This is a genomic window from Nostoc sp., assembly GCF_036919895.1.
Classification (GTDB): Bacteria; Cyanobacteriota; Cyanobacteriia; order Cyanobacteriales; family Nostocaceae; genus Nostoc.
Genome location: NZ_JBALBW010000004.1, coordinates 83,412 through 107,728 on the forward strand (window position 1 = coordinate 83,412; position 24,317 = coordinate 107,728).

At 41.6% G+C, this 24,317-nt stretch carries 21 protein-coding genes; 8 read left to right on the forward strand and 13 right to left on the reverse strand.

Annotated features, from left to right (window positions below; all coding sequences use genetic code 11):
* Positions 1–27: 27 nt before the first annotated feature.
* The 9 genes from V7K55_RS00490 to V7K55_RS00530 all read right to left on the reverse strand — a co-directional run bounded on the left by V7K55_RS00490 (position 28) and on the right by V7K55_RS00530 (position 12,651).
* Positions 28–4,533, reverse strand: coding sequence for a PAS domain-containing protein (locus tag V7K55_RS00490; protein WP_334827077.1), 4,506 nt, complete (start codon positions 4,531–4,533; stop codon positions 28–30).
* Positions 4,534–4,908: 375 nt separating this feature from the next.
* On the reverse strand, positions 4,909–5,382 hold the full coding sequence (locus tag V7K55_RS00495; RefSeq protein WP_334827079.1) for a response regulator: 474 nt from the start codon (positions 5,380–5,382) through the stop codon (positions 4,909–4,911).
* Positions 5,379–7,637, reverse strand: coding sequence for an ATP-binding protein (locus V7K55_RS00500; RefSeq protein ID WP_334827081.1), 2,259 nt, complete (start codon positions 7,635–7,637; stop codon positions 5,379–5,381). The genes V7K55_RS00495 and V7K55_RS00500 overlap by 4 nt, the downstream gene beginning before the upstream one ends.
* Before the next feature lie 279 nt (positions 7,638–7,916).
* Positions 7,917–8,150, reverse strand: coding sequence for an exodeoxyribonuclease VII small subunit (xseB, locus tag V7K55_RS00505; RefSeq protein ID WP_094328767.1), 234 nt, complete (start codon positions 8,148–8,150; stop codon positions 7,917–7,919).
* Complete coding sequence (gene xseA, locus V7K55_RS00510; RefSeq protein ID WP_334827084.1) at positions 8,143–9,411, reverse strand: exodeoxyribonuclease VII large subunit; 1,269 nt, start codon at positions 9,409–9,411, stop codon at positions 8,143–8,145. The genes xseB and xseA overlap by 8 nt, the downstream gene beginning before the upstream one ends.
* Before the next feature lie 117 nt (positions 9,412–9,528).
* Positions 9,529–10,503, reverse strand: a complete 975-nt coding sequence (locus tag V7K55_RS00515; protein ID WP_334827087.1) for a hypothetical protein — start codon at positions 10,501–10,503, stop codon at positions 9,529–9,531.
* 430 nt (positions 10,504–10,933) lie between these two features.
* Positions 10,934–11,953 (reverse strand): aldo/keto reductase, encoded by a 1,020-nt coding sequence (locus tag V7K55_RS00520; RefSeq protein ID WP_334827089.1) that lies wholly within the window; start codon positions 11,951–11,953, stop codon positions 10,934–10,936.
* A gap of 111 nt (positions 11,954–12,064) precedes the next feature.
* Positions 12,065–12,400, reverse strand: a complete 336-nt coding sequence (petJ, locus tag V7K55_RS00525) for a cytochrome c6 PetJ (RefSeq protein ID WP_334827091.1) — start codon at positions 12,398–12,400, stop codon at positions 12,065–12,067.
* A gap of 26 nt (positions 12,401–12,426) precedes the next feature.
* Positions 12,427–12,651 (reverse strand): hypothetical protein, encoded by a 225-nt coding sequence (locus tag V7K55_RS00530; RefSeq protein ID WP_334827093.1) that lies wholly within the window; start codon positions 12,649–12,651, stop codon positions 12,427–12,429.
* A gap of 199 nt (positions 12,652–12,850) precedes the next feature.
* Between V7K55_RS00530 and V7K55_RS00535 the strand changes: the two genes are divergently transcribed.
* Positions 12,851–13,657, forward strand: a complete 807-nt coding sequence (locus V7K55_RS00535; protein ID WP_334827095.1) for a histidine kinase — start codon at positions 12,851–12,853, stop codon at positions 13,655–13,657.
* A 170-nt stretch (positions 13,658–13,827) separates the two neighbouring features.
* Here V7K55_RS00535 and V7K55_RS00540 read toward each other — a convergent pair whose 3' ends face one another.
* The 4 genes from V7K55_RS00540 to V7K55_RS00555 form a co-directional block, all read right to left on the reverse strand.
* On the reverse strand, positions 13,828–14,019 hold the full coding sequence (locus V7K55_RS00540; RefSeq protein ID WP_094341403.1) for a YqaE/Pmp3 family membrane protein: 192 nt from the start codon (positions 14,017–14,019) through the stop codon (positions 13,828–13,830).
* 127 nt (positions 14,020–14,146) lie between these two features.
* Positions 14,147–14,545, reverse strand: a complete 399-nt coding sequence (locus V7K55_RS00545; protein ID WP_094328774.1) for a phage holin family protein — start codon at positions 14,543–14,545, stop codon at positions 14,147–14,149.
* A 255-nt stretch (positions 14,546–14,800) separates the two neighbouring features.
* Complete coding sequence (locus V7K55_RS00550; RefSeq protein ID WP_334827098.1) at positions 14,801–15,142, reverse strand: 2Fe-2S iron-sulfur cluster-binding protein; 342 nt, start codon at positions 15,140–15,142, stop codon at positions 14,801–14,803.
* Positions 15,143–15,155: 13 nt separating this feature from the next.
* Positions 15,156–17,315 (reverse strand): Tex family protein, encoded by a 2,160-nt coding sequence (locus tag V7K55_RS00555; protein WP_334827100.1) that lies wholly within the window; start codon positions 17,313–17,315, stop codon positions 15,156–15,158.
* Between the two features lie 562 nt (positions 17,316–17,877).
* Between V7K55_RS00555 and V7K55_RS00560 the strand changes: the two genes are divergently transcribed.
* From V7K55_RS00560 to V7K55_RS00590, 7 genes are all read left to right on the forward strand, one after another.
* A complete protein-coding gene (locus V7K55_RS00560; protein WP_334827102.1) occupies positions 17,878–18,093 on the forward strand; it encodes a hypothetical protein in 216 nt (71 codons plus the stop codon).
* A gap of 796 nt (positions 18,094–18,889) precedes the next feature.
* A complete protein-coding gene (locus V7K55_RS00565) occupies positions 18,890–19,195 on the forward strand; it encodes a hypothetical protein (protein ID WP_334827104.1) in 306 nt (101 codons plus the stop codon).
* Positions 19,196–19,399: 204 nt separating this feature from the next.
* The gene (locus V7K55_RS00570; RefSeq protein WP_334827106.1) at positions 19,400–19,783 is read left to right on the forward strand and encodes an EamA family transporter; all 384 of its coding nucleotides are present in this window, start codon (positions 19,400–19,402) and stop codon (positions 19,781–19,783) included.
* A 35-nt stretch (positions 19,784–19,818) separates the two neighbouring features.
* Positions 19,819–20,175: an EamA family transporter gene (locus V7K55_RS00575; RefSeq protein WP_334827108.1), complete on the forward strand. Its 357-nt coding sequence runs from the start codon at positions 19,819–19,821 to the stop codon at positions 20,173–20,175.
* Positions 20,176–20,266: 91 nt separating this feature from the next.
* A complete protein-coding gene (locus tag V7K55_RS00580) occupies positions 20,267–21,571 on the forward strand; it encodes an NAD(P)/FAD-dependent oxidoreductase (RefSeq protein WP_334827110.1) in 1,305 nt (434 codons plus the stop codon).
* A gap of 45 nt (positions 21,572–21,616) precedes the next feature.
* Positions 21,617–22,441: a glycosyltransferase family 2 protein gene (locus V7K55_RS00585; protein ID WP_334827112.1), complete on the forward strand. Its 825-nt coding sequence runs from the start codon at positions 21,617–21,619 to the stop codon at positions 22,439–22,441.
* Positions 22,442–22,796: 355 nt separating this feature from the next.
* Complete coding sequence (locus V7K55_RS00590) at positions 22,797–24,269, forward strand: TldD/PmbA family protein (RefSeq protein ID WP_334827114.1); 1,473 nt, start codon at positions 22,797–22,799, stop codon at positions 24,267–24,269.
* Positions 24,270–24,317 lie beyond the last annotated feature (48 nt).

Sequence of the window (24,317 nt, forward strand, 5' to 3'; positions counted from 1 at the left end):
TTAATTTATGCAAGAAGTCTAATGGTTTCATTTCGTCTGTGCGAGTGCCACCACAGCTTGCACTAACTCTTCTGGATCGAGGGGCTTGGTAACGTGCCGTTGATAGCCACTGGCTATGGCTCGTTCAGAATCATCAACTCTGGCGTAGGCAGTCAAAGCGATCGCGGGAATCTCTCCCCCTTTTTCGGGCGTTAAAGTGCGGATCTGTTGAATCAGGGAATAACCATCGACTTCGGGCATCCCAATATCACTGACTAAGACATCGGGTTGAAAAGATTCTAGGTTTGCTAAAACTTCTGCCGCAGAGGCAACAGTCAAGACTGTAGCTCCGTATTCAGCAAGTAATACTGTTAATAGCTCACGGGCATCGGGATCATCATCGACTGTCAAGACTCGAATTCCGGTGAGTTCAAGTGCTGGTTGTGACAACTCATCTATCTGCTTGATTTCCGGTTCAATATTCAGCAGTGGTAACTGGACTGTAAAAGTGGCTCCAAAGCCAACACCCGGACTATCAGCCGCGATCGTGCCGCCGTGGGCCTCAACCAATTGCCGAACGATCGCTAACCCCAATCCTAACCCGCCATACTTGCGAGTAATTGAGACATCTTCTTGACGGAATGATTCAAAAATATACGGCAGAAAGTCAAGGCTAATGCCTCTGCCAGTATCACTGACGATAATGTGTGCCCGATCGTCAACTCCCTCTAGTCGGATTTCTACCCGTCCTCCCTTGGGGGTAAACTTGATCGCGTTGGAAAGTAAATTCCAAACGATCTGTTGAAGGCGGTTGGAATCTCCAAAGACTTGCCCAATATTCGGTAGTATTGGATGCAACGTAATTGATTTGGAAAGGGCTGCTGTATTTACTGTGTCGATCGCAGACTCAATCACAAATGCCAAATTCACAGGAGCCGCATCTATGCTAAGTTTGCCGCGCAAAATCTTGGCTACATCGAGCAAGTCATCAATCAGTTGAGTTTGCAGTTTCGCGTTACGTTCGATGGTGGCTAAAGCTTCAGCCGTTTTGGCTTCACTAAATTTGCGGGTTTGCAGCAGTTTTGTCCAGCCGAGAATCGGGTTAAGAGGCGATCGCAATTCATGGGAGAGAACGGCAAGAAACTCATCTTTAATCCGATTGGCGCGTTCGGCTTCTGCTCTGGCTAGTTTCTCCTGTTCCAACAGTTGCTCCCGTTCTTGCTCGGCAAGTTTGCGATCAGTAATGTCAAGGGCCGCTAGAATTGCGTAGAGAGGTCTTTGCTCTGCACTTGTCGGGTCAACGAAAGTCCGTTTGCGAACGCTTAACCACCGCACGCTGCCATCTGGCCAAACCACGCGATGGTCGCGTGCAAATAGACTAGAAGCAGCAGGATCTGAAAGATAATCGATTAATTGAGCAAGTTCGGCCTGTTCTTCTGGATGAAATGTGGCGTGGATCTGCTCGCGGGAAACAACTAGTTCATCGACGGGTAAACCGTATAAAGCAGCTGCTTCTGGCGAAAGCTCGACTATATTCGATGTATAATCAAATCTAGCAAGGGCAAAATCGGCAATTTGCATCCCCAATTGCAAGCGCTCTTCCGATTCATACAAGTGTTGTTCAGCAAGTTTGCGATCGGTGATATCTTGCACGTTGCCCAACATCCGTACCGCGTTACCTACGGTATCATAAAATACTTTACCTTTAGCCACTAACCAGCGAATGCCATTCTGATGTAGGATACGGAAATCACTTTCATAATGCTCTTGTTGTTGCTGGATAGTACGAGTCACCGCTTCATTGGCTGAGGTGCGATCGTCTGGGTGCAAGCGGCTTAACCACTCTTCGTATGTAATTGACTCTGTGGTTGGGTCAAACCCCAACAGATTGCAGTACTCTTCAGAGACATGAGTGCTGTTGCGGATAATGTCCCAATCCCATAGTCCCGATCGCGTGGCTTTGTATGCTAGCTTTAATCGGGCTTCACTCTCCTGCAAGAGGAGTTCTGTCTTTTTGCGCTGGGTGATGTCTCGTGAAACCAACAAGACTCGTTCCATCTGGCCGGAGGCATCCAGAATCGGGCTAACGACCACTTCCCACCATTTGGGAGTGTTTCTGGTGGTTGGACAGTATCCGCGAAAAATGCTGATTTCGCCTACTTTAGCCGCAGTAAATGCCTGCTCTGCCTGTTGCCGATAGCTGCCTTCCCACAAACAAAGCCATTCAGTATTAATATAGGAATTTAAGTCGTCAATTTCCATCAAACACAGCCCGCCTGTATTCATGTACAGGAGCCGCCCATCGAGGCTTAATACTTTGATGCAGTCTGAACTGCTATCTAAAATGCGGTTCTTAAATTCTTCACTCTGGCGCAGGGCTTCTTCGGTTTGTTGGCGAGTGGTGATATCTCGCCAGGTGGCAACAAATCCATCTCCAAATTTAGCCACACGGATATCAAATGCTCTAACTAAGCGTTGTTGTCCGTAATCATCCTCATAAATTAGGCTGTCTTTAATCAGCGCTTTCCCTGTTTCTACTACCTGACAGTACTCATCAAACAATCCACTGTCACGATGCCCTGGTAGTAATTCACACAAACCCCGCCCAATCTGCTGCTCATAAGTCATTTGATTGTTGAGACAGGCCGCATCATTGACATATTCAGTCCGAAAATCGATAATCTGCCCCTGCTCGTTCCGGATCGCCCGGTATACTCCAAAGCAGTCCAGCATATTTTCAACCGATGTGCGGAAGCGTTCTTCGCTCTCTTGTAGCGCTGCGAAAGAGCGTTTGCGGTCGCTGATGTCTTCAGCAATACCTGCAAACCGATAAATCTCTCCCGCTTCATCTCGAAGGGGAAAGCAGCGATCGCGAACCCAACGAATACTACCATCAGGTAAGATAATCCGGTATTCTTCATCAAATTGACCCGCGACTGCTTTTTCTTCAAACGCCTTCTGGGTCGATTTTCGATCCTCTGGGTGAATGCGATCGACCCATGATTGTTGTCCTTGATACAATTCCTCTGGGTTCAATCCCCACAGTCTTTGATATGCAGGACTAACATAGCTGACTCGGTTTTCGTACACCTCTTTGATCCAGAACACCGCATCAATATTTTCTGCGAGTTGCCGAAAACGTTCTTCACTATCCCGCAGAACCTGGGCTGATCGTTTACGTTCGGTGATATCTAAATCGATACCCGCCATCTGAATCGGTTGTCCGTGTTGGTCGTAGAAAACCTTGCCCTGACTGAGTGTCCAGCGAATCTTACCGTTGGGATATGCTACCCGAAATTCAATGTCATAGTCTTCTCCGGTGGCGATCGCCCGCTTTACGGTTGCCAAAACGCGATCGCGATCGTCTTGGTGCAACCGGGCTGCAAACATCTCATAAGAGCCGTCAAACTCTCCTGGTTCCATGCCAAATAAGGCTTCCAGGTTATCCGACCAGGAAATTTTCCCTGTTTGGATGTTCCAGTTCCACGTTCCCATCCGAGAGGCTGACAGAGCCAATTGTAGCCGTTCTTCGCTTTGACGTAGTTCCGCTTCTACTTGTTGGCGTTCCTTTAGTTCGTGCTGGGCCTGCTGATACAACTCTGCTTGTCGCAAGGCGATACTCACCTGAATTGCCAGTTCTTTGAGCAAGTCAATCTCTAAGGGCTGCCAAAATCGAGGGGAGGCACAATGATGAGCAATCAGCAATCCCCAAAACTGGTTGTCTTGGAGAATTGGCACGACTAGATTAGCTTTGACTTGAAACTGTGCCAGCAATTCAAAGTAGCATAGGTCAATACTGCTATCCTGGATATCAGATATTGCGGTTACTTGCCCAGGGTAATAGCAATTCTTGATAAAAGCGGAATCGTAGCTGACAGCTTCTGATCGCTCCCATGCAAGGTAGTTCTCAGCCAGACAGGGATCGTGGATAGTCGAGGAGAGGAGCGATCGCCACTCTTCCCCAACTGATTCTGCAATTACTGTGCCATACCCGTCAGGTTTTAACCGAAAAATTAGGACGCGATCGGTGTGGAGAAACTGCCGGACTTTGGCTACGGTTGTCTGAAGAATTTCATCCAGATTCAGGGATTGGTGAATTTGCTGGGTAATGTGGGCGACCACGCGCTCTCGTTCAATCCGCTGTTGTAATTGGGTGCGTAGCCGCACTGTTTCAATCGCCCCATTCACTGCTATTTGCAGCCCTTCTGGGGTAATTTGCTCTTTGACAATATAATCTTGTGCGCCCGCTTTCATCGCCTGAACTGCGATCGCCTCATTGCCCTGCCCGGTGACGACAATCACAGGTAGGCAGGGCTGTTGGGTTGAGGGTTGCAATTTAGCGAGAAATTCCAGTCCGTCTAGATCGGGCAGTCGATAATCAAGTAAAATAGCATCTGGCTGGTGTTGCTGCCAAAGCTCTAGTCCTTGCCGTCCCAACGTTGCTTCCAAAAATGTATAAGAATACTCGCGATCGCGCTGCAAGTACCGCCGATAGAGTTCTCGATCCTCTGGGGAATCATCGACAATTAAGAGGGTGCGCTGTTGCTGAGACATCAGGAACTAATTGAGCGGATAGAGTTTAACCCACATTTTGCAGGTTAACATAGAAGAACTGGTATTTTTTAAATAGCGCTAAAATCCTCATTTATCTAAAGATTTTACCATCCCCTTTGTTTGATGACTCTGAGTCAAGAAACAAAGGGGATGATTTTCTTTTGAAGAGAGTGATGAAAGAGCAATTATAGCAATACCAAAAAATATAATACATACCTAAGTGCAATCGCCATTAGGCTAATTGCAAATAGAATTTTCAACTACAATAAATTATATTATTTTTAGTGTTTATCTGCCAGGAAAAAACTCATAAACGCTCAATATATTGTTGGAGTCATCAACGATTAAAAGAATGCGCGATCGCTGAACTCATGACTAATCATCTAAGTAATCAGGTAGCGTTGTCACTTCAAACCAATACTCCACAAGCATCTGAATATCTCGTTTCAGTTGAGCAAAATTAATTGGCTTAACAATATAGCTGTTGACACCATATTGATAGCATACTTGGATATCTTTGGGATTATTAGAGGTAGTAAACACCACCACCGGAATCCTTTTCAAATTGTCATCCAGTTTAATCCGGCGCAACACTTCTCGTCCATCGGTTCCGGGCAGGTTCAGGTCAAGAACAATCAAGCCAGGACGGCGGGCACTTTCACGATTTATATAGCTGCCAGTCCGATAAAGAAACGCCAAGGCTTGTTCTCCATTCACACACCGTTGAATAAGAATCGGAATGGAAGATCGCTTTAGAAACCGTTGCAGTGCCTCAAAGTCTTCGTTGCTGTCTTCCACAACTAAAAGCAGTGGCGTTTGCTGCACAGGGGAGGCTGAAATACTAGTCATTTGTTTGCCTCCACTGACAGGGTAAAGTAAAATGTACTACCCAGATTTGGGGTAGATTCCACCCAAATTCTCCCACCATGCCGTTCCACAATTTTGCGGGCAATGGTTAATCCTACTCCAGTCCCACCGCCAAATTCGTCCCGTCCATGTAAGCGGCGGAAGATTTCAAATATTTTGTCAAGATATTCTTGTGAGATACCAATGCCGTTATCACGAACGTAGAAAGTAACAGAAGTGGGAACAACTTTGCTTTCGCCATTTGCTTCAATGTAACCAATTTCAACCCACTTCTGGGGTTTATCATTGTACTTAACGGCGTTGCTCATCAGGTTGCTGAAGAGTTCGTTAATTTGAGCGCGATCGCCTTGAACGTTATTAAGGGGTTGAGGAATGCGAAACTCGACTTCGCTTTGTGGTCGAGCAATAGTCAAAGTTGCGATTACCTGCTGCACTACCTCATTCAGATTCACTGATTGTCGGCTTAGTTCAGCGCGTCCCAACCGGGAGAAATGCAGGAGTGAGTTGATCAGGTCTTCCATTCGCTGCGTTAGCCTTACCAGGGTTTGGAGTTTGGCAATTCCGTCGTCATCTAGTACATCTGCATAGTCTTCCATTAAGAAGTTGGCATAGTTGTGAATCCCTCGCAGAGGTTCTTTCAGGTCGTGGGAGGCAACGTAGGCAAAGGAATCGAGTTCTTCGTTACTCCGTTGTAATTCAAAATTCATCGATGCCATTTTGTCTGCTTGCCGCAACACAACACCCACAACCAGGCTTCGCAGTTCAATAACCGCTTCAACTTCACAGGGTTTCCAGGGTAGGGCAGATCCTTGTACCGTTTCTTGCCATAATTGAAAAGATTTGCGAGGAGATATGCGTAAACTGCCATCGGACGAAACTTCCACAGGTTTATTAGGGTTGCCGCCCCAATTCACCGTTTGAATTTCCTCTGGACGAAACCAGAGAATGTAATTGTGATGAACTCTAGAAATTTCCAGGGCTAACACCCCACTAGCGATCGCTTGAAATGACTCACCAGCAGGGTAATTTTTCGCCAGCGATCGCGTCTCAAACAAGTTATGAAAAAAGTGCGGTTTAATCCAATTAAGTAAAGCGTGAACCTCTTCCTCAGACGGCGTTTTCCCGACTCGAATATACTGGTTATCACTGCATATCACTGCTCCGGTAGCGCTAACCAGATTGAGTAATTGAGATTTCAGTTGCACCATCCCATCTCGGAAATACTCCGCCTGAGATAACTCTTCAACAAATTGAGTTTGCAATGATTTCAATTGCCTTTTGTAATCAATGTCTTCACTAGCTTCTTTGTTTACTAATTCCACAGACATCACCTGTCCAATGAACTCGCAGATAGTGCGGATATTGTAAGAAACATATTTGGGCGAAGAATGATGACAGGCAATCAATCCCCAAAGCTTTTGTTCGTGCATCAGAGAAATAGACATGGAGGCGGTCACGCCCATATTTTGCAGATACTCTAGATGAATTGGAGAAACACTCCGCAACACCGATAGACTAAGATCGAGCGGTTGATTTGTCAAAGGATTGTTCGCTGGAATTAAGCCGACAGGCTGGTAGCTGGCATCTGGAATCAGCCGCAGCCAGTTGAGGGTGTATAGCTGTCGGGCTTGCTTGGGAATGTCAGAGGGCGGATAGTGTAAGTCTAGATAGGGCGTTTCCAGACTGGTATCTTCAGCGATGACACTACCTGCGCCTTCGCGATCGAATTGATAGACCATGACGCGTTCAAAGCCAGTGATTCGCCGGACTTCTGTAACCACAATCTGACACATTTCCAGTAGCGTGGGTGCTTTTTGAATCCGGGTAATGGTTCCTCTTACCTGTTGATAGAAGTCAAAAAAGCCTGTTTTACTCCTAGCTTTTGTCTGCTCCAATTCTAGAATAATAGTAGTATCTAAACGATGTACAATCCCATCAAAATGAATTGATTTATTCAGACACTTGATAGACAAGTTTAGGGGATTGATGCTCTCAAAATCCTCTGCCAAACATTGTTGAATCAGCTTAATCTGCTTGGCATCAAGTAAATCTGATAGCGGCTTGCCCAGCAATTTTTCCGGTTGACGGCTAAGAACTTCCTGGGTATTGCTGCTTACCTGAATAATTTCCAGAGTGGGATCTTGCAAAACTAGTAAAACCCCGTGAGGCTGGATCAGACTCGGAATGTGGATCGGTTCGCGATCGCAGTTTTTCAAATCAATAGTCTCATCAGTCATTCTCAGCTTTTCAAACTCCTCATTATAATTATGAATTGGGGATTGGGGATTGCGAAGATTTAAATATGAGTGGAAACGGAGATTTACTAAAAATTAGGATTATTTATTTTTAACGAGTTTGGCTTTTTATAGCGGTTCTCGATTGAGTGAGGTACAAGAACCCCACCCCCAACCCCCTCCCCGCAAGCGATGAGGGGGCTATGATGTACTTCATGTGATTAGGAAACGCTATAATTATATTTAACTGACTAATTTAACTCACACTATCGACTCAGACTTTTACTCTTCGCTTAATGTTTCAATTAACAAATCTACCTGTTGCTGTCGCTGCTGCAAAAAACTTTCACACTGACGTAAATACTCCACAGCACTTGCAAATTGATCGAACACAGCTTCTAATTCTAACTCGCCCGCCTCAATGCGAGTAATAATTCCCTCTATTTCAGCAACCTTCGCCTCATAATTCCAACCTTCCATCGAATCAGAATTAGAAGCACTTTTACGTTTAATCATTAATCTCTCTGTGTCCTCTGCGCCTCTGCGGTTCGTTCACTTCCATAACCTTCACTTTAACCCCACCTTGCCCCAATTCAATCAACAAATCTTCTCCCACAGCCAACTCAGCTACCGAACGAGCGATCGCTCCATCTTCCCTTCTCACCACCGCATAACCACGCTGTAACACCGCTTTCGGGTCAAGACTAGCCAACTTTTGCCGCAATAATTCCAAATGCTGCGTTGCTTGCTGCGATCGCCCCGTCGTAATTTGCACCAAATGCTGACGCTTCCAAGCTAGTTTTTCCACCTCCTGCTGCACTTGCCGATCTAACCGCAAACGTCGCAAACGATTTCGCAATCCTTGCAGTTTATTCTCAGCATTTTCCCTAAACTCATGCACCACCTCATGTAAAGCGACAACTCGCTGGCGATGCTCAATATATAACTCTAAAAGTGCCGGTACAACCCTTTCCGCCGCCGCAGTTGGTGTATGCACACAGACATCTGCAACTAAATCCGCCAAAGATTCATCTCGTTGATGGCCGATCCCAGTTATTACCGGAATAGAACAACTAGCAAGCGATCGCACCACACGTTCATCATTAAAGCAAGCTAACTCTTCCACCGCGCCACCACCCCGCGATAAAATTAGCACTTCGGCGCGTCCATCTCTTTCCACGCGTTCAATTGCTTTGACGATAGATTCCGGCGCTTGCTCGCCTTGTACTGTCGCGGGAGAAAATAAAACGTGTAAACCTGGATACCTTTGTTTGAGGGTTTTTTGAATATCACCCCAAGCAGCAGCCGTTGGGGAAGTGACGACAGCGATCGTTTGGGGGTGGGTGGGGAGCGATCGCTTTCTTTGCGCGTCGAATAACCCCTCAGCCAGCAAGCGATTTTTGAGTTGTTGATAGCGCAACGCCTGTAAACCAACACCAGCAGGTAAAGTCTGCCAAACTGATAACTGATATTCTCCCCGTTGCGGATAGAGGCGAATACTACCCAAAATGATTATCTGCTCACCAGCAACGGGCATTTGGGCGAGTTTTGGCAATTGGCTATTCCATACTACACATTTAATTCCGGCAGTGCGATCGGGATCTTGCAGCGTGAAAAATAAACCACTGCGATGATGGTTAGCGCTGGAAACTTCGCCAGTTACCCAAACTTGCCGTAATTGTTCATCTTGCTCTAACAGCAAGCGGATATAGTCAGTTAATCCAGATACTGAAAGCGCTGTATCGAGAATCAGAGAGTCGGGAAGGTCGAGAGTCATCAAAGATGCCTGAAAGCATTTGTGCTGGAGAGATTCTAACATTTTAATGAAAACGGAAGTTTAGTCTATTCAAAGCCCCAAACATAATTTCTCCACGCTCTTCCCCAATCCCTTTTACTAAGCAAAGGCAATTTTCTGAACGGCTAATTGTCTCACTAACATCATTTCTCCGGTATTGATATCCACAGTAAATAGAGAATTCATTGGCTCACGATTGAGATTAGCAACTGCATATAATTTTCCTAATGGAGAAAAAGCTAAACTAAGCAAGTCACTTTCTAAAGCTTGATTATTGAAGTGCAATTCTGACAACTTGATAATTAGTGGTTTCCCAGTGATTAGTGAATTATTCCCCATATCTAACTGTACCAAATGCAGAGGATATCCTAGAGCAATACTTGTGGCATAAATTTTTCTATCAACTGGAGATTGAATGAGATTACTATAGCGTCGGTTTGGTAGCAGGTCAGGTAAAACTAGTTCGTCATAAGTTACTTTCCCTGTTTTGTCATCAATAGTTGCTAACTCAAACGGGGGAATACCTCCTCTAAGACTAACTATACCCAGAAGCTTGCCATCTTGAGTTTCTAGCAGACTTTCTAAAGTACTATTATCCTGTTTAAATCCCCACACTTTTAGAGATTTACGAATTCGACAAGACTTGTCACTATTAATAAATAATAAGCGATTGAAATCACCTGTTTGCGTGTGCGCTACACAGCTAATAATAAACGTCCCGTTAGATAAAGTCGTGAGACTTGTTAACCGCTCGTGAGGCTCCTGATAGAAGGCTTTAGGTACAGCTTGAGTAAGGATTTTTTGGTTCTCAACGATGTTAGTCGAGATGGCCGAGTGGAATAATTCTTTACCAGTTTGTATATCTAGAGATATTAGAGATATTTTAGGGGTCGTATGAGCTATATTTTTAACTTCGGAAGTATGCAATAATCTTCTTACTGGATTACAAATGTTTTTTGCCGTTTCATCAGCTACACCTCCGCTAACTGTATTTAATTTGTTGCTAGTTGCAAAGCTTACTCCATAAATTATGGAAGACGTATGCACAGCACTTTCTTGTCTGTTGGTATTCATATCGGTTAAAGAGTTATTTACAGTTTATTAACTTATATAAATTGCTTTGATAACAAGTCTCAGTCAATTTTTATAGTCGTATAATACAACAAGATTGCATTCTGTAATCAGAATGCAATTTAAAAGTTAATCAAACAGAATTTAGGGGACAGGAGTAAGAAGTATATTCTGAACGACTGGCGGATAGTACAAAAGTAGCGAGTCGGTGATAGCGCAGCGTTAGCGAGTATTCGAGCGTCGCGTCTGAAAGAATGGGTTTAATACCTCCACTAAATCAAAGATTTAGTGGTGACAGAGCAAGATGCAGTTTCGTCTTCAAGACGCTTGAGACTCGCTAGCAGTGATGGGTATCTGTAATTTGAATTAGGGAAAGCTGTTAGTCTTCATCCCTCGTCTGAAACACTGGTGTATATCAGCCTTTTTCTGATAATTATCGCCGATATTCGTCGCCACAATCGCCAATTAGCTGATACAAATCTCGTGATTGCCGAGATACGGCACTGATGCGATCGCGATCGTCAGCATCTAAACTAAAACTAAATACTTTGGCGTTATCTTCTATATGTTCAGATACACCAAGTCTTGCACCAACTATCACACCGCCCACCGTTGGCTGATCTAAAATGTAACGTACTGCTACGTTGGAAATGCTTACTTTATGCTTATTAGCAATTTCCTTCAAGATAGCTAGCAACTCTTGAAATAATTGCCAACCACCCCAAGCATCGATCGTATTTTTATATTTTTTCAAACTAGCAGTGGAAAGATCGAATCCTTGTGGTTCTGGTTTGCCCAAATAGTTTTCGGATAACAAACCGCCGCACAGTGTACCGTAAGTAAAAAGCTTTATGTCATGCTGTTGACAAAACTCCACCATATTAACTTCGGGACGGCGATCCACCAGGGAAAATTGCACTTGGTTAGAAACAATCTTGATACCTGCTTCAGTAATAATCTTCAGGTTTTCTGTGTCAAAATTTGTTAAACCTAGATGCTTAATTTTACCCTCAGTTTGAAGTTCTGCCATATATTTGAGGGCATCTAGGTAATTTTTATCCTGATATTCCCACCAGTGAAATTGCATCAAATCTAACGATTGCACATTCATCCTTCTCAGGGAAATATCAATATTTTCTTCAACTAGTTTTTTTGTCATTTTACCCGGACTAGGTACCCATTTTGTAAAGGCTTGCACCTGAGATAAAGCATCTTTCCCACGAGTATCAATTAGTTGACAGCGAAACTCACCAATAAAGTCTTCTGCGGGGCCATAATGATCTGCTAAATCCCAAGTGGTAAAGCCTGCATCTAAATATTTGAACATAGTCTCAATGGCGGCTTGAGGATTAATCTGTCCGTGTGAGCCAGAGACTTGCCACATCCCATTTAATATGCGGGAAATATTTAAATCAGGAGTGAATTGGAGACGGCTGGCTGCGGGTAAGTTCATTTTCAGTTTATGAGTGAAAAGTTAGGAATGGGAAGACTTAAGAATTACTAATAGATAAATCATAACTGATAATTCATAATTCCTAACTTCTAACTCCCAACTCTTAACTTTCTAACGCCAGCCTTTTTCAGCTTGTTCGAGAACATAAGCAGCAACGTCTTGAATTTGCTGTTCAGTGAGACGCTTTTTATAGGCTGACATATTATTTTTACCATTGGTAACTATGGATGTAATTGCCTCTATTGAATCCATACCATACTTTTTTAGGGCTTGCTTTTTGAGATTTTTTCCACGCCTGACTATGTTGCTACCGTTAATATGACAACCAGCACAATGAACGCTAAATATTTGTTCGCCGTTAACTGTGTCTGCCGCACTAGCAGGTAAAGTAAAAGTACTTATAAATAACAAAAATGTTACTAATACTAATCTGAGTATTTTTTTCAATTAACTTCTCCTGATTTTAACAATAACTATAGAGATTCAAAGTCAGTTGTAAATCCAGTAAAATTTGCACAATCTTCTTGAAATGATTCGGCATCGCTAACATCCTCAATTTTGTAGGACATGATGCGTGTACCATCTGGCATTTTTTTTGAACCGATTAATTCACCTTGATACTTTTGTGCGATCGCTTTAAATTCAGTACCATAAAGCTTCCAGGCATCGCCCGAACAAGTAATATTTACTCGCCACATATTTCACTCCTAATTACTACCACTAAATATTCATCATCTCACAAATGGTCAACATCCTACACATCACCTCTGTGGGGCTGCAATTTTCTATCTAAAGGAAGTGCCTAGCTCAATCAGGCTGCGCCATAATATGGGTGTATGAACATGTGAACATGTCTAGAAACTTTTATCCCAATTAGTTAAATTCCAAGAGTTGAAAATGCCTAACAATATCAAACAACAAATTCAAGCAGACTTGCAACAAGCTAAAGAAACTGGACAATTAAGAACCGACCGAATTCGAGAAATTGTTAAATCGGCAGTTTCTCAAGTAGGTTCTGAGTTTAAACATGGTTCTAGCGAACTTCGGAGCCTTGTTAGAGATGCAGTTTCTGCTGTAATTGAAAACTTCCAAGAAAAAGGTAGCGAACTCAAAGATGAAGTGACAGCTTCTATTGAAGGAGCGTTGGAAGGAATTAATAGTCAAAGACATGAAGCCATTGCTAAAACTCAGACAGATATCAAGCGGCTACAGGCTCAACTGGATGGTGAGGAAGAAGAACTCCAGCAAGAGGTTGATGTAATCTTGGCAGAGATTGAAGAGACGGGTAAGGAAAAATCTGCCAGTACTAAAACTGCTATTGATTCTGCTGTCAATGCTATTAAAGATAGTGAAGAAGCAGCATTGTTAAAGAAACGTTACGCGCAACTGCAAGCGCAGCTAGCAATTGTCCGAGCTAACTTAGCTGCACGCTATGGCGGACGTTCTCTGGAGGTTCAAGATTATCTAGATGAGGCGAAACACTGGTATGATAAAGCCCGTCCCCAAGCTGAAGCCGTAGTTGTACAGGTAGGAGAGAAGCGATCGCAGCTAGAAGATAAACTAGGAGAAGCTGGTACATCTCTCGCGAGAAAAGAGCGTCAAATCAAACAAACATTGCGAGAATTACTTTTAACAGCAGCTGATTTCTTCAAAGATAAGGATAAAGAACCTGCTGACAAAGAACGGGAAACTATTCATAAATAGACGAGACTGCTTCTTCAAAAAAACCGACACATATTTTTTCGTAGGGTGTGTTATGCCAAAGGCTAACGCACCTTTTAGTATGAAAAGTTTTGCTAGAAAGTAAAAGTGGTGGGTTACATCTCTAGCTGTAACCCACCACTTTTAAGGTTTCCTAAAATGAATCTTGCGTATTAGTAAGTACGTCCCTCTGGATTAAGTTGTTCTTCATGCTTGGCGATGACCCAAATCGCATGAATACTACCGGGTAGCCAACCTAAAACTGTCAGCAAGATGTTAATTAACAATGTTGGACCAACTCCAACTGTCAGGAAAACGCCTAAAGGAGGCACTAACAAGCCTAGAGCAAAACGAACTAGTTTCATGATTTTACAACTTTGTAATTTTGTTTAGTTACATTCTTCTGAAGATGCCGAATGAGGAAATTCACCTTCGGATATTTTTTTTGGAGTAGAGAAGTGATAAAATTACTACTTCTACTCCCTCTAATATTTATCTAGAAGGTAATTCATTTTGGCTTTTGACATCACTACCGCCAGTTAAAAGGCTTCTTTCAACAAAGTAGTTATTAATGAAAGTATTAGCAAAAGTTAGAATCACTGGCCCCAGAAGGAAACCAATAATCCCACTAACTGAGAAACCAGGAACTAGTACTGCTGCTAACCAAAAACACAAACCGTTGACAACGAGGGAAAATGTTCCAAATGATAAAAAGTTAAGCGGTAGGGAAAGACCAGACAGAACTGGTTTAACTGAACCGTTAATTAGACCAATTACGAAAGCGGCAATCAAAGCTGCCGGAAAATTTGCAATATTAACGCCTGGAACAACTAAATCAACAATCAACAGGCTCAAAGCTGTAGCTAGAGCAGTTAATAATGGTGTTAACATTTTTCTTACCTAATCACTAAAGATTTTTGTAACTTCTTATCTCATCTTCAACTATGTGCTAGATTTTAACCTCTCTTGCAAGATAGAATTTGGTTCTATCCTTAGACCGATTATTGAGAAAAATATAGCGGTTCCAATACTGCGTAGGTTTTACTTAAAAAAGCACTCCGAGTAGGTTGGGTTGAGGAACGAAACCCAACATTTTCACTACCTTTAAGCCAACCTACAAGTCTTCTTAACCGATTACTATTTCAATCACTCAGATTTTCCAGACTCAGGCTTATAGTAAAGGGCTGACTTATATAAGACTGGTTCTTGATGGGTTTCTAAAGTGCAATTAGACAAAGGGTAAGTTACACAAGTAACAACATAACCAGCCTGTATTTCACTTGGGCGCAGAAATTTTTGCTCGCTTTGATTAACTTCACCACTAATGAGTTTAGCGACACAGGCAGAACATTCGCCTTGTTTGCATCCAGATGGTAGACGGATGCCAGTATCTTCCGCTATATCCAGAATATATTGATCGTCTGGTACTTGAATGGTGCGATCTAACCCAAGTGTAGGATTGATGAATCGAACTTGATAAACTGCCATCTGCTGCTTAGAATTATTGTTTAACTGCTTTCATCGATAAACTAATGCGCTTGAGTTTCTCGTTGATTTCTAACACCTGGACTTTGACTACTTGCCCGACTTTGACAACTTTGTTGGGATCGTCTACAAATCTATCAGCAAGTTGGGATATATGCACTAAGCCATCTTGATGTACGCCAATATCAACAAAAGCCCCGAAGTTGGCGACATTCGTCACGATTCCCTCTAGTTCCATTCCCAGCTTTAAGTCCCTGATTTCTTTAATTCCTTCTCTGAAGGTGGCATACTTAAATTCAGCCCGGGGATCTCTACCTGGTTTTTCCAGTTCGCTGAGGATGTCGCGTAGTGTGGGTTCGCCGACGCTATCGGTAACATATTTTTTCAGGTTGGTCTTTTTGAGTTTTTCGGCAATTTGTGTCACCTGATTTAATGGCACATTTAGATCGGATGCGATCGCTTCTACTACAGAATAACTCTCTGGATGCACTGCTGTACTATCTAATGGGTTGTCACCGCCGCGAATCCGCAGAAAACCCGCCGCTTGTTCAAAAGCTTTTGGCCCCAGCTTGGGAACCTTCAAAAGTTGGCGGCGATTTTTAAAGGCTCCATTCTGATTACGATGAGCGACAATGTTATTGGCAACAGTTGCCGTAATCCCAGAGACGGAAGTCAGAAGTTCTTTAGATGCAGTATTCAAGTCTACGCCGACGTAGTTAACGCAGCTTTCTACAGTGTCATCTAATTTCTTTTTCAACAACTTCTGATCGACATCGTGCTGATATTGTCCCACACCAATAGATTTGGGATCGATTTTCACCAGTTCTGCCAAAGGGTCTTGCAAACGGCGACCAATGCTAATGGCACCGCGCACGGTAATATCTAAATCGGGAAACTCTTCTAGCGCTACACTACTTGCAGAATATATAGATGCACCAGATTCATTCACCATCACTTTAACTGGTTTGCGTTCTATTGTTTGCAATACTTGCGTCACAAACTCCTCTGTCTCGCGGGAGGCTGTACCGTTACCAATGGCGATTAACTCAATCTTATATTTCTCAATCAGATTTTTGACAGTTTGTGCAGCTTTCGTGCGTTGTTCAGCAGCTTGGTGGGGGAAAACCGCTTGGTATTCCAGAAATTTCCCCGTTTGGTCGAGGACTGCAACTTTGCACCCAGTTCTAAATCCAGGGTCTATCGCCAAGGTTGGTTTCATTCCGGCTGGTGCAGATAGCAGCAACTCTCGCAGATTAGTTTCAAATGTCTTGATTGATTCTATGTCTGCGTAGACTTTTTTATCAGAAATTACCTCTCCCATTAGAGATACTTTCATCAAACGATTGAATGCATCCTTCAGCATCGCCTGATAAAAATCCCGAATTGTCCGTACTTTGGTTTTAATTTCTTTCGACTCCAGATAGTAAAGTACAGTATCCTCATCAAAAGCAATTTCAAAACTTAATATTTTTTCAGTTTCACCCCGACACAACGCCAGCATATTGTGGGGTGCAATATTTTTTACCCTAATTTTATAGTTACGGTACATCTCAAATTTGGTTGTCCCTTCAGGATAATCATCTTTGATGCGGGAGACAAATACCCCTTCATCTAGAAGATAATCGCGGATATATGCCCGTAGTTCAGCTTTTTCCGCAACTTCTTCGGCTAAAATATCAGCAGCACCTTTAAGGGCCTCTTCTGCTGTTTTTACTCCCTTGGCTTCAGAAATATACTTAGCCGCTTCTTCCTCCAGTGAAGCTGTTACAGCATTTTTGAGATTTAGTGACTTGATGAACTCCGCCAGTGGTTCGAGTCCTTTTTCTCTGGCGATAGTGGCGCGGGTGCGTCGTTTTGGGCGATAGGGTAAGTATAAATCCTCAAGTTCGGTTTTTTGTAAGCAGGATGAGATTTTGGCTTTGAGTTCATCTGTAAGTTTACCTTGTTGGGCGATCGCACTTAAAATCGCAGATTTTCGTTCTTCTAGTTCTGTTAAATAAGTATATCGATCGGACAGTTCACGTAGTTGCACTTCATTCATCTCATCGGTGCGCTCTTTACGATAACGTGCAATAAAGGGAATTGTTGCACCCTCCGCCAAAAGTTCCAGCGCGTTTTGCACCTGATGGGGTTTGAGGTTTATTTCAGTTGCCAGTAGTTGAGGAATATTCAGCATTAGGTGTCTAAAATGAAAAAATGAAAATGCTACTTCTAAAGGTAATACGCTAGATCCTTATCTTGGCGCAAGATCAAAGTTTTAAGCTAATTTACCAAATGATTTCTCGCAAGAGGGTAATTTGCGAAATAGACAAAACTCACCTACGCAATTTTTAAAATCTATCAATCCACATAGATAAGCAAAGTTAGTATAAAAATTTACGCCATGATGATTACTTGAGAGAGTACTAGGGACTTACATCACCACAATAAATTGTCTAATTTTACACTTAAACGGAGCTGCATCTAGCCTCTCTTCACCTACTCTTAAAGCTAGCTAGACGCACAGCCAGCGAAAAGGATTTATTCACAAAGCTTTTGTCTGCTTCATCTATAGGAAGAATTATTCCGATTGGTGCAATATCCAACTTTGCGTAATCTTGATTTTCTATAATATTTATTTCGATAGACTGTTGTGACTAAAACCTTATTGGATGTAGAATTAACCACAATTCCAAAAACAATTTCGATTTGTTTTACAAGCAAAACAACTTTTAACTTTTAGCTCAGAGGTTAGTAATATGCCTTTGTTTTTCTTGATACCACTGTGTACTGCTTTAGCCACTGGCTACTTATTTAAAAAGAGTAATGATGAAATTTCATATCTTGCAGGTGTGTTTGCAGCCATTAGCTTGATATTAAGTTTAGTGTTAGCACCCTGGCAGATTCAGTTTGGATTGTTAATCATGGTCTTGATCATGACCAACAGACTTTTGCAGCAGAATCAGTCCAAATAAACTGAAACTACAGGATAAACAACCTAGAGAAATTAAATAATATCAACCTCTTAGCTTGGCACTTCTAGAGCCTGATACCAAATGCCTACTTCTATGAGTTTATTAGCCAGAAAGTGCTTCATAAATCTACAAATTCTTGAAAACAAAAATTCACATCCAGAAAGCTTTCGATTTTGTGAAGTTTCTGTTTAAGTATATTTTCATTAAATGAATTTTTGATGAAGTACAGCGATAAATATGCAACACGCTATTCTCGTGGTATTCTAGTAAGTAATTGTATGTAGCAGTAGATTTTGAGGTAAAACTCTAGTTAAAATTACATATAGTTAAGAACAATTCAGCAACACTAATATTACAATAATGGAAAGACATTTCAAATCTGCTTAAACCAACGTAAACAGCGAGTTGATTGCCAAACGTTAGTTGACATTAGCTATTAGTCTCAAATACTCCATTTAGACATTTACTAAAATACCTCAGAACCCTGTAAAGCTCACTACCATAGACTGGATTCATCTGTCTATGATTTTCGCAGCCAAGCAGATTTTTGTTAATCGTTTTGTTGCCATGTCTAAAAAGAGTACCTGTACACACTCAACTTGAGTAAAAATTTTTATTAATCGGCTTAGTTACCAGCCGAGGTCACAGATTGTGACCTAGAGGAATTCTATGGTATATCAATAAGTCAATTAAACTTTTCTGGATAAAATGAATAACATTTATCAATCTAGTTAAGTTAATTTATTGAAAAGTTAAGTCGTGTCTTTAATAAAATTTCTACAGCAGGATGCAACTGATGAAAATTAATGAATGGATTAATCAAAAATTATGGCAATCCAGTTTTATTAGTTTAGCTCCATCTGTTGAACATACGCGTCTAATGCAAGTTCAAGCTCGGATGTCGCGCATTGCTAAAACTTGTCTAGAGCGATTTTGTGATGAAGTCTCGAACCTGCACCATGTCTGCATTCACTATGACATAAATGTTGCGATCGCACTAAAAGTAGTATTGAAGCATAACTGGCTAAGATGGAAGATTTCTGTAATTCTCGCTCATATCAAAATTGGATATAATCCAGTAACCCTCCTACAAGCTGCATAGTATTTAGTTGCTAACTCTTAGACATTAGCTTCGATGGTCATTTTGATATTAGTCACGTCAACATAGCCCTCCTAGTTTTATTGTCTATTTACTGAAGTGAAAGTCGAATTATACAGAAGGTGTAGCCGAAATCAGAAGCGTTCAAAATAACGAGATGTTTACTGTCAGGTTCATACCTACTATCTCGATTGAGGCAAATGTACTATGAAATCTATGTCGCAAATTTCAAACTTTAAAATAATTCCTTATTTTATCTTGTTTGTCAGTATTTTATTTAGTATTTCTGGGCAACTGCTGATGAAAAATACCATGAGTCATGCAGAAGAAGGACTATTTAATTGGGAATTTATTCAAAAGTTAGTATTAGCTGTTAGTGTTTATTGCTTGGGAGTAGTAAATTGGATATTGGCTCTACGTTCTGTAAAATTGAGTGTTGCTTATCCACTGACTAGCTTAAATTATGTCGGTATACTGTTTGGCTCATACTATTTTTTTAATGAGGTAATTACACTAACTCGAATAGCAGGAGTAATCACTATTTTTATGGGTGTTCTTTTAGTGGTTCTTCCAGTTAAAAAATCTATATAAAAACCAAAAGTAAATCTTATAAAAAATATTGACAAATGAACATTATTACTTGGCTACTTTTAATGATTGTAGTTTTATTTGGAACAACAGCTAACGTATCACTAAAATATGGACTGCACATTTCTAGCCCTACTGAAGGAGGAAGTGCGTCTATCCTAAATCTCTTATTGTCTCGTTATTTTTTGATTTGGTTTATCTGCTATACATTTATGACTATATTGTGGCTTTATGTATTGCGGACAATTCCTCTGAGTCAAGCATTTCCAGTTCTAGGATTAATGTATGCACTTGTACCGATTGCCTCTCACTATCTTCTGAAAGAGCAGGTTATCTTTAGCCAATGGTTAGGAATTTCCATAATCATTACTGGTGTAATTCTGGTTGTAAACTAATAGCTAAAAAATCAATGATTGAGGTGATTAATTTTAAAAACCTCATGAAGATAAATTTCAAAAAAATCGCTAAAAATATAAATTTAAATTTATGAATATAGGTATCGTTGGCGGAGGTATAACTGGGCTAGTATTAGCCCAACGTCTTGCACATCAAGGACATAGAGTAACTGTATTCGATAGTAATCAGCAGCTTGGTGGACTTACCACCTATCATGATTATGGGTTATTTACTTGGGATCGTTTTTATCACGTCATCCTCCCTTCTGATACTCATTTAATAAATTTCCTCAGAGATATTGGTCTTGGAGATAAGCTACGTTGGCATCGAAGTTTAACAGGGTTTTACGACAATCAAAAATTCTATTCTATCAGTAACACCATAGAATTTTTGCGTTTTCCTCTGTTTGGACTTATAGGTAAAATCAGATTAGCTTTTACTCTTCTATATGGTTCACGCCTGAATGACTGGAGGCGCTTAGAGAAGATTTTAGTGGAAGATTGGCTATTAAAACTCGGTGGTAAAAGTACATACGAAAAGCTTTGGAAACCGTTGCTTCTATCCAAATTAGGAGAGAACTATAAACGGATATCAGCAGTTTTTATTTGGGCTTATATCAAACGACTATTTTCAGCGCGGGATTCTTCATTAAATAAAGAACAACTTGGTTATGTCTCAGGTGGCTACAAAACTGTTTTCGACCATATAGAAAAATTAATTTCCGCGGCTGGAGGCCATATCCGCACAGGGGTTGCAGTAGAATACATCGCACCTCATCCAGGGGGTGGAATGTGGGTAGAATCTCAGGGTAAAAAAGAACATTTTGATAAAGTCATTTTTACTGGGCCAGTTAATATTTTGCAGCAAGTTGCTGCCAATGAACTGGTAAAAGTTTCAGACACTGGTGAAACAGTAGAATACCTGGGTGTAATTTGCATGGTGCTGATTACTCGCAAGGCTTTAGTTCCTTATTACGTAGTAAATATTGCCGATAGAAATATTCCTTTTACCGGAGTCATCGGTATGAGTAACTTAGTTTCTTTGCAGGAGACAGCAGGATATCACATGACATTCCTACCAAAATACATCCTTTCCACTGACCCGTTGCTGAAACAGCCAGATGATGAATTGCGCCAAGTATTTTTCCAGGGTATACGTTTGATGTTCCCAGAACTCAAATCAGATGAAATTGTAGCGGCACATATAAATCGAGCTATTAAAGTGCAGCCACTACAAGTTTTAGATTATTCAAGCCTTGTTCCAAAAGTGAGTACCGAAAACGATGATTTTTTCGTCGTGAATACCTCACAGTTGGTCAATGATAGTGTCAACAACAATGCAGTTGTGCGACAAGTCGATGAATTTCTCAAGAAATCAACATTACTGAATTCTTGAGATTTGAGTAATTGTATTTTATTTTAAAAATCACACGAGGTCTTTATGAGTCTTTTTGTTCTTTTACCCGCATACAACGAGCAAGAATCAATCCGCCCTTTATTCAAAAGGTTTCAGACATTACAGCAAATCTCTAATATGGAGATAAAACTAATTCTTGTTGATGATGGTAGTAGTGATGCAACTGCTGATACTGCTTTAGAGGAAGCTGAATCACTGGGGGTATTACTTAATTTAGTCCAACATCCCAAGAATGCTGGTTTAGGTGAAGCAATTAAAACAGGTTTCACAACTTTCTTAGAAAATTCTAAAGAAGGTGATTTTTTAGCCGCAATGGATTGCGACAACACTCAACCACCAGAACTCTTAATCAAGATGTATGACACAATGATAGCTGGTAGCTATGATATTGCGATCGCATCTAGATACCGAAAAGGCTCTAAAGTCATAGGCTTATCAAAATTTAGAGAGATAATGAGTTATGGAGCAAGCTGGCTGTTCAGAATTGCCGCCCGTGTACCAGGTGTCAGAGACTATACTTGTGGTTACAGGTTATATAACCGTAATTTTGTTAGTAAACTGGATATGTATTATGGCGACAATCTATTCACTGAAAGTGGATTTGCTTGCATGATAGATTTACTGCTAAAAGCCAAAGTACTCAGACCTAAAATTGCGGAAATTCCAATGGTTTTGAGATATGACCAAAAGCCAAGTGCCAGCAAAATGAAAATTCTGAAAACTATTACTCGAACATTGAAGCTCCTGTTTAAGAATCTCACATCCACAGGAGAAACTGCCAATTTAGGTCAGACTTTCAATGAGCCAGGAATAGCAAGAATTCCACTCAAAATGGCAAATCGTAAATAAATCTGAGAGTTATAGTCTGGATTAAATTAAGCATTTGTAGCCAACAAGATTACATATTTAGTAGGAGTGAGTCGATAGTTAGAGCATCTTCTGCCTCGTGACTCTCTTCGTTGAAAAGAGTACTAATTAAATCAATATTAGGTGCATCTCATTTTACACCGACACCCTCAAGGGTGCGAACTTTCCAAATCTCAGCCCGCCTTTGCGGGCTTTTTTATTGACAAGCCTTTTAAAGGAGGGTTAGGGAAATCCACACTGCTTTTCTACCAACTGTAGCTTTCACTGATTTGTTAGACTGAACAGACCAGGATTTTTCAGTCAAATCTCTGAACTACGCCAGCAGACGAGGCTACCCATGCTTACAAGTACGCTACTTCTCTCGAATCAACTTCCCACCTTACAATATTCCTCCACACCAGAGCGTTTCGATGAAACCTGGGAAGCCCCCCTGGCTACCCTCCTGGGATTAGGACGCGCTGCGGGCGCTGACTTTATCGAATTATTTTTAGAGCGTCGCAACTATATTAGTTGTCTTGCAGAAGAAGACTCCATCACTAGTATTTCACCAAGTCTGTCTACAGGTGCGGGAGTCAGAGTATTTCGCGGCAAAGCCGATTGCTACGTCAGCACTAATGACCTTTCATTTTCTGGTTTGAAAGCAGCTTTAGAAAAAGGTCTGTCTATTCTGGGATTGCAATTACCGACTCCTAAAGCTTTCATTCCAGAAATTAACCTAGAATTACTGAGAGATTACGCCACCAAAAGAGGTAAAGATGCATGGCTACCAGTGTGTAGCTCCATCCGCGAAATGGGAGAAGTCCTTCTGGATGGGACTGCCAATTTGAAGCAAAAAGCTAGCCACGTCCAATCGCGCCGTGCTACTTATTTTCGGGATTGGCAAGAAGTTTTAATCGCCGCTAGTGATGGGACTTTTGCCCGTGACATCCGCCTCACCCAGTCAGTAGGATTTAACCTATTGTGTGCTGATGGTGCTAATCGTACCTCAATTGGCGATCGCGCAGGTAATACTAGCGATGCTAATTTCTTGAGAACTTGGGATTCTCAACAAGCCGCCGAAAAAATAGCAGAATCTGCTGGAAAAATGCTCTACGCCGATTACGTAGAATCAGGTAGTTACCCGATTATTATGGCCAATCACTTTGGCGGCGTAATCTTCCACGAAGCCTGCGGACACCTCCTAGAAACTACTCAAATTGAACGCAATACCACTCCTTTTGCTGACAAAAAAGGCGAAAAAATTGCCCACGAAAGTTTGACAGCTTGGGATGAAGGGCGTTCTGAAAATGCCTTCGGGACAATTGACATGGATGACGAGGGTATGCCCGCCCAAAGAACCCTATTAATTGAAAAAGGCGTTCTCAAAAACTTCTTAGCTGATAGAACAGGTTCTGCACGCACTGGGCACCCCAGAACTGGAAGTGGCCGCAGGCAAAATTATACCTTTGCTGCTGCTAGCCGGATGCGTAATACTTATATTGACTCTGGCGAATATAGCACTGATGAATTATTTGCCTCTGTTGATAAAGGTATTTACTGTAAAAAGATGGGTGGTGGTAGTGTTGGTGCTACAGGTCAATTTAACTTTAGTGTTGATGAAGCTTATTTGATTGAAAATGGCAAAATCACCAAACCTTTAAAGGGAGCAATTTTGATTGGTGAAGCAAAGGAAATTATGAACAAAATTTCTATGTGTTCCCAAGATTTGGAAATTGCCCCAGGTTTTTGTGGCTCTGTGAGTGGAAGTATTTACACCACAGTCGGACAACCCCACATCAAGGTTGATTCTATTACCGTTGGTGGACGATAGGAATTTTAGATTTTAGATTTTGGATTGCAATGTTCAAAATCCAAAATG

Excerpts from the sequence above, each read along its gene's own strand:
- V7K55_RS00550 (WP_334827098.1), bottom strand. The coding sequence starts at position 15,142 with ATGGCAGTTTATCAAGTTCGATTCATCAATCCTACACTTGGGTTAGAT.
- V7K55_RS00575 (WP_334827108.1), top strand. The coding sequence starts at position 19,819 with ATGAACATTATTACTTGGCTACTTTTAATGATTGTAGTTTTATTTGGA.
- V7K55_RS00540 (WP_094341403.1), bottom strand. The coding sequence starts at position 14,019 with ATGAAACTAGTTCGTTTTGCTCTAGGCTTGTTAGTGCCTCCTTTAGGC.
- xseA (WP_334827084.1), bottom strand. The coding sequence starts at position 9,411 with ATGACTCTCGACCTTCCCGACTCTCTGATTCTCGATACAGCGCTTTCA.
- V7K55_RS00570 (WP_334827106.1), top strand. The coding sequence starts at position 19,400 with ATGAAATCTATGTCGCAAATTTCAAACTTTAAAATAATTCCTTATTTT.
- V7K55_RS00535 (WP_334827095.1), top strand. The coding sequence starts at position 12,851 with ATGCCTAACAATATCAAACAACAAATTCAAGCAGACTTGCAACAAGCT.
- V7K55_RS00545 (WP_094328774.1), bottom strand. The coding sequence starts at position 14,545 with ATGTTAACACCATTATTAACTGCTCTAGCTACAGCTTTGAGCCTGTTG.
- V7K55_RS00580 (WP_334827110.1), top strand. The coding sequence starts at position 20,267 with ATGAATATAGGTATCGTTGGCGGAGGTATAACTGGGCTAGTATTAGCC.
- xseB (WP_094328767.1), bottom strand. The coding sequence starts at position 8,150 with ATGATTAAACGTAAAAGTGCTTCTAATTCTGATTCGATGGAAGGTTGG.
- V7K55_RS00490 (WP_334827077.1), bottom strand. The coding sequence starts at position 4,533 with ATGTCTCAGCAACAGCGCACCCTCTTAATTGTCGATGATTCCCCAGAG.
- V7K55_RS00495 (WP_334827079.1), bottom strand. The coding sequence starts at position 5,382 with ATGACTAGTATTTCAGCCTCCCCTGTGCAGCAAACGCCACTGCTTTTA.
- V7K55_RS00555 (WP_334827100.1), bottom strand. The coding sequence starts at position 17,315 with ATGCTGAATATTCCTCAACTACTGGCAACTGAAATAAACCTCAAACCC.
- V7K55_RS00515 (WP_334827087.1), bottom strand. The coding sequence starts at position 10,503 with ATGAATACCAACAGACAAGAAAGTGCTGTGCATACGTCTTCCATAATT.
- V7K55_RS00565 (WP_334827104.1), top strand. The coding sequence starts at position 18,890 with ATGAAAATTAATGAATGGATTAATCAAAAATTATGGCAATCCAGTTTT.
- V7K55_RS00530 (WP_334827093.1), bottom strand. The coding sequence starts at position 12,651 with ATGTGGCGAGTAAATATTACTTGTTCGGGCGATGCCTGGAAGCTTTAT.
- V7K55_RS00500 (WP_334827081.1), bottom strand. The coding sequence starts at position 7,637 with ATGACTGATGAGACTATTGATTTGAAAAACTGCGATCGCGAACCGATC.
- V7K55_RS00590 (WP_334827114.1), top strand. The coding sequence starts at position 22,797 with ATGCTTACAAGTACGCTACTTCTCTCGAATCAACTTCCCACCTTACAA.
- V7K55_RS00520 (WP_334827089.1), bottom strand. The coding sequence starts at position 11,953 with ATGAACTTACCCGCAGCCAGCCGTCTCCAATTCACTCCTGATTTAAAT.
- V7K55_RS00585 (WP_334827112.1), top strand. The coding sequence starts at position 21,617 with ATGAGTCTTTTTGTTCTTTTACCCGCATACAACGAGCAAGAATCAATC.
- V7K55_RS00560 (WP_334827102.1), top strand. The coding sequence starts at position 17,878 with ATGCCTTTGTTTTTCTTGATACCACTGTGTACTGCTTTAGCCACTGGC.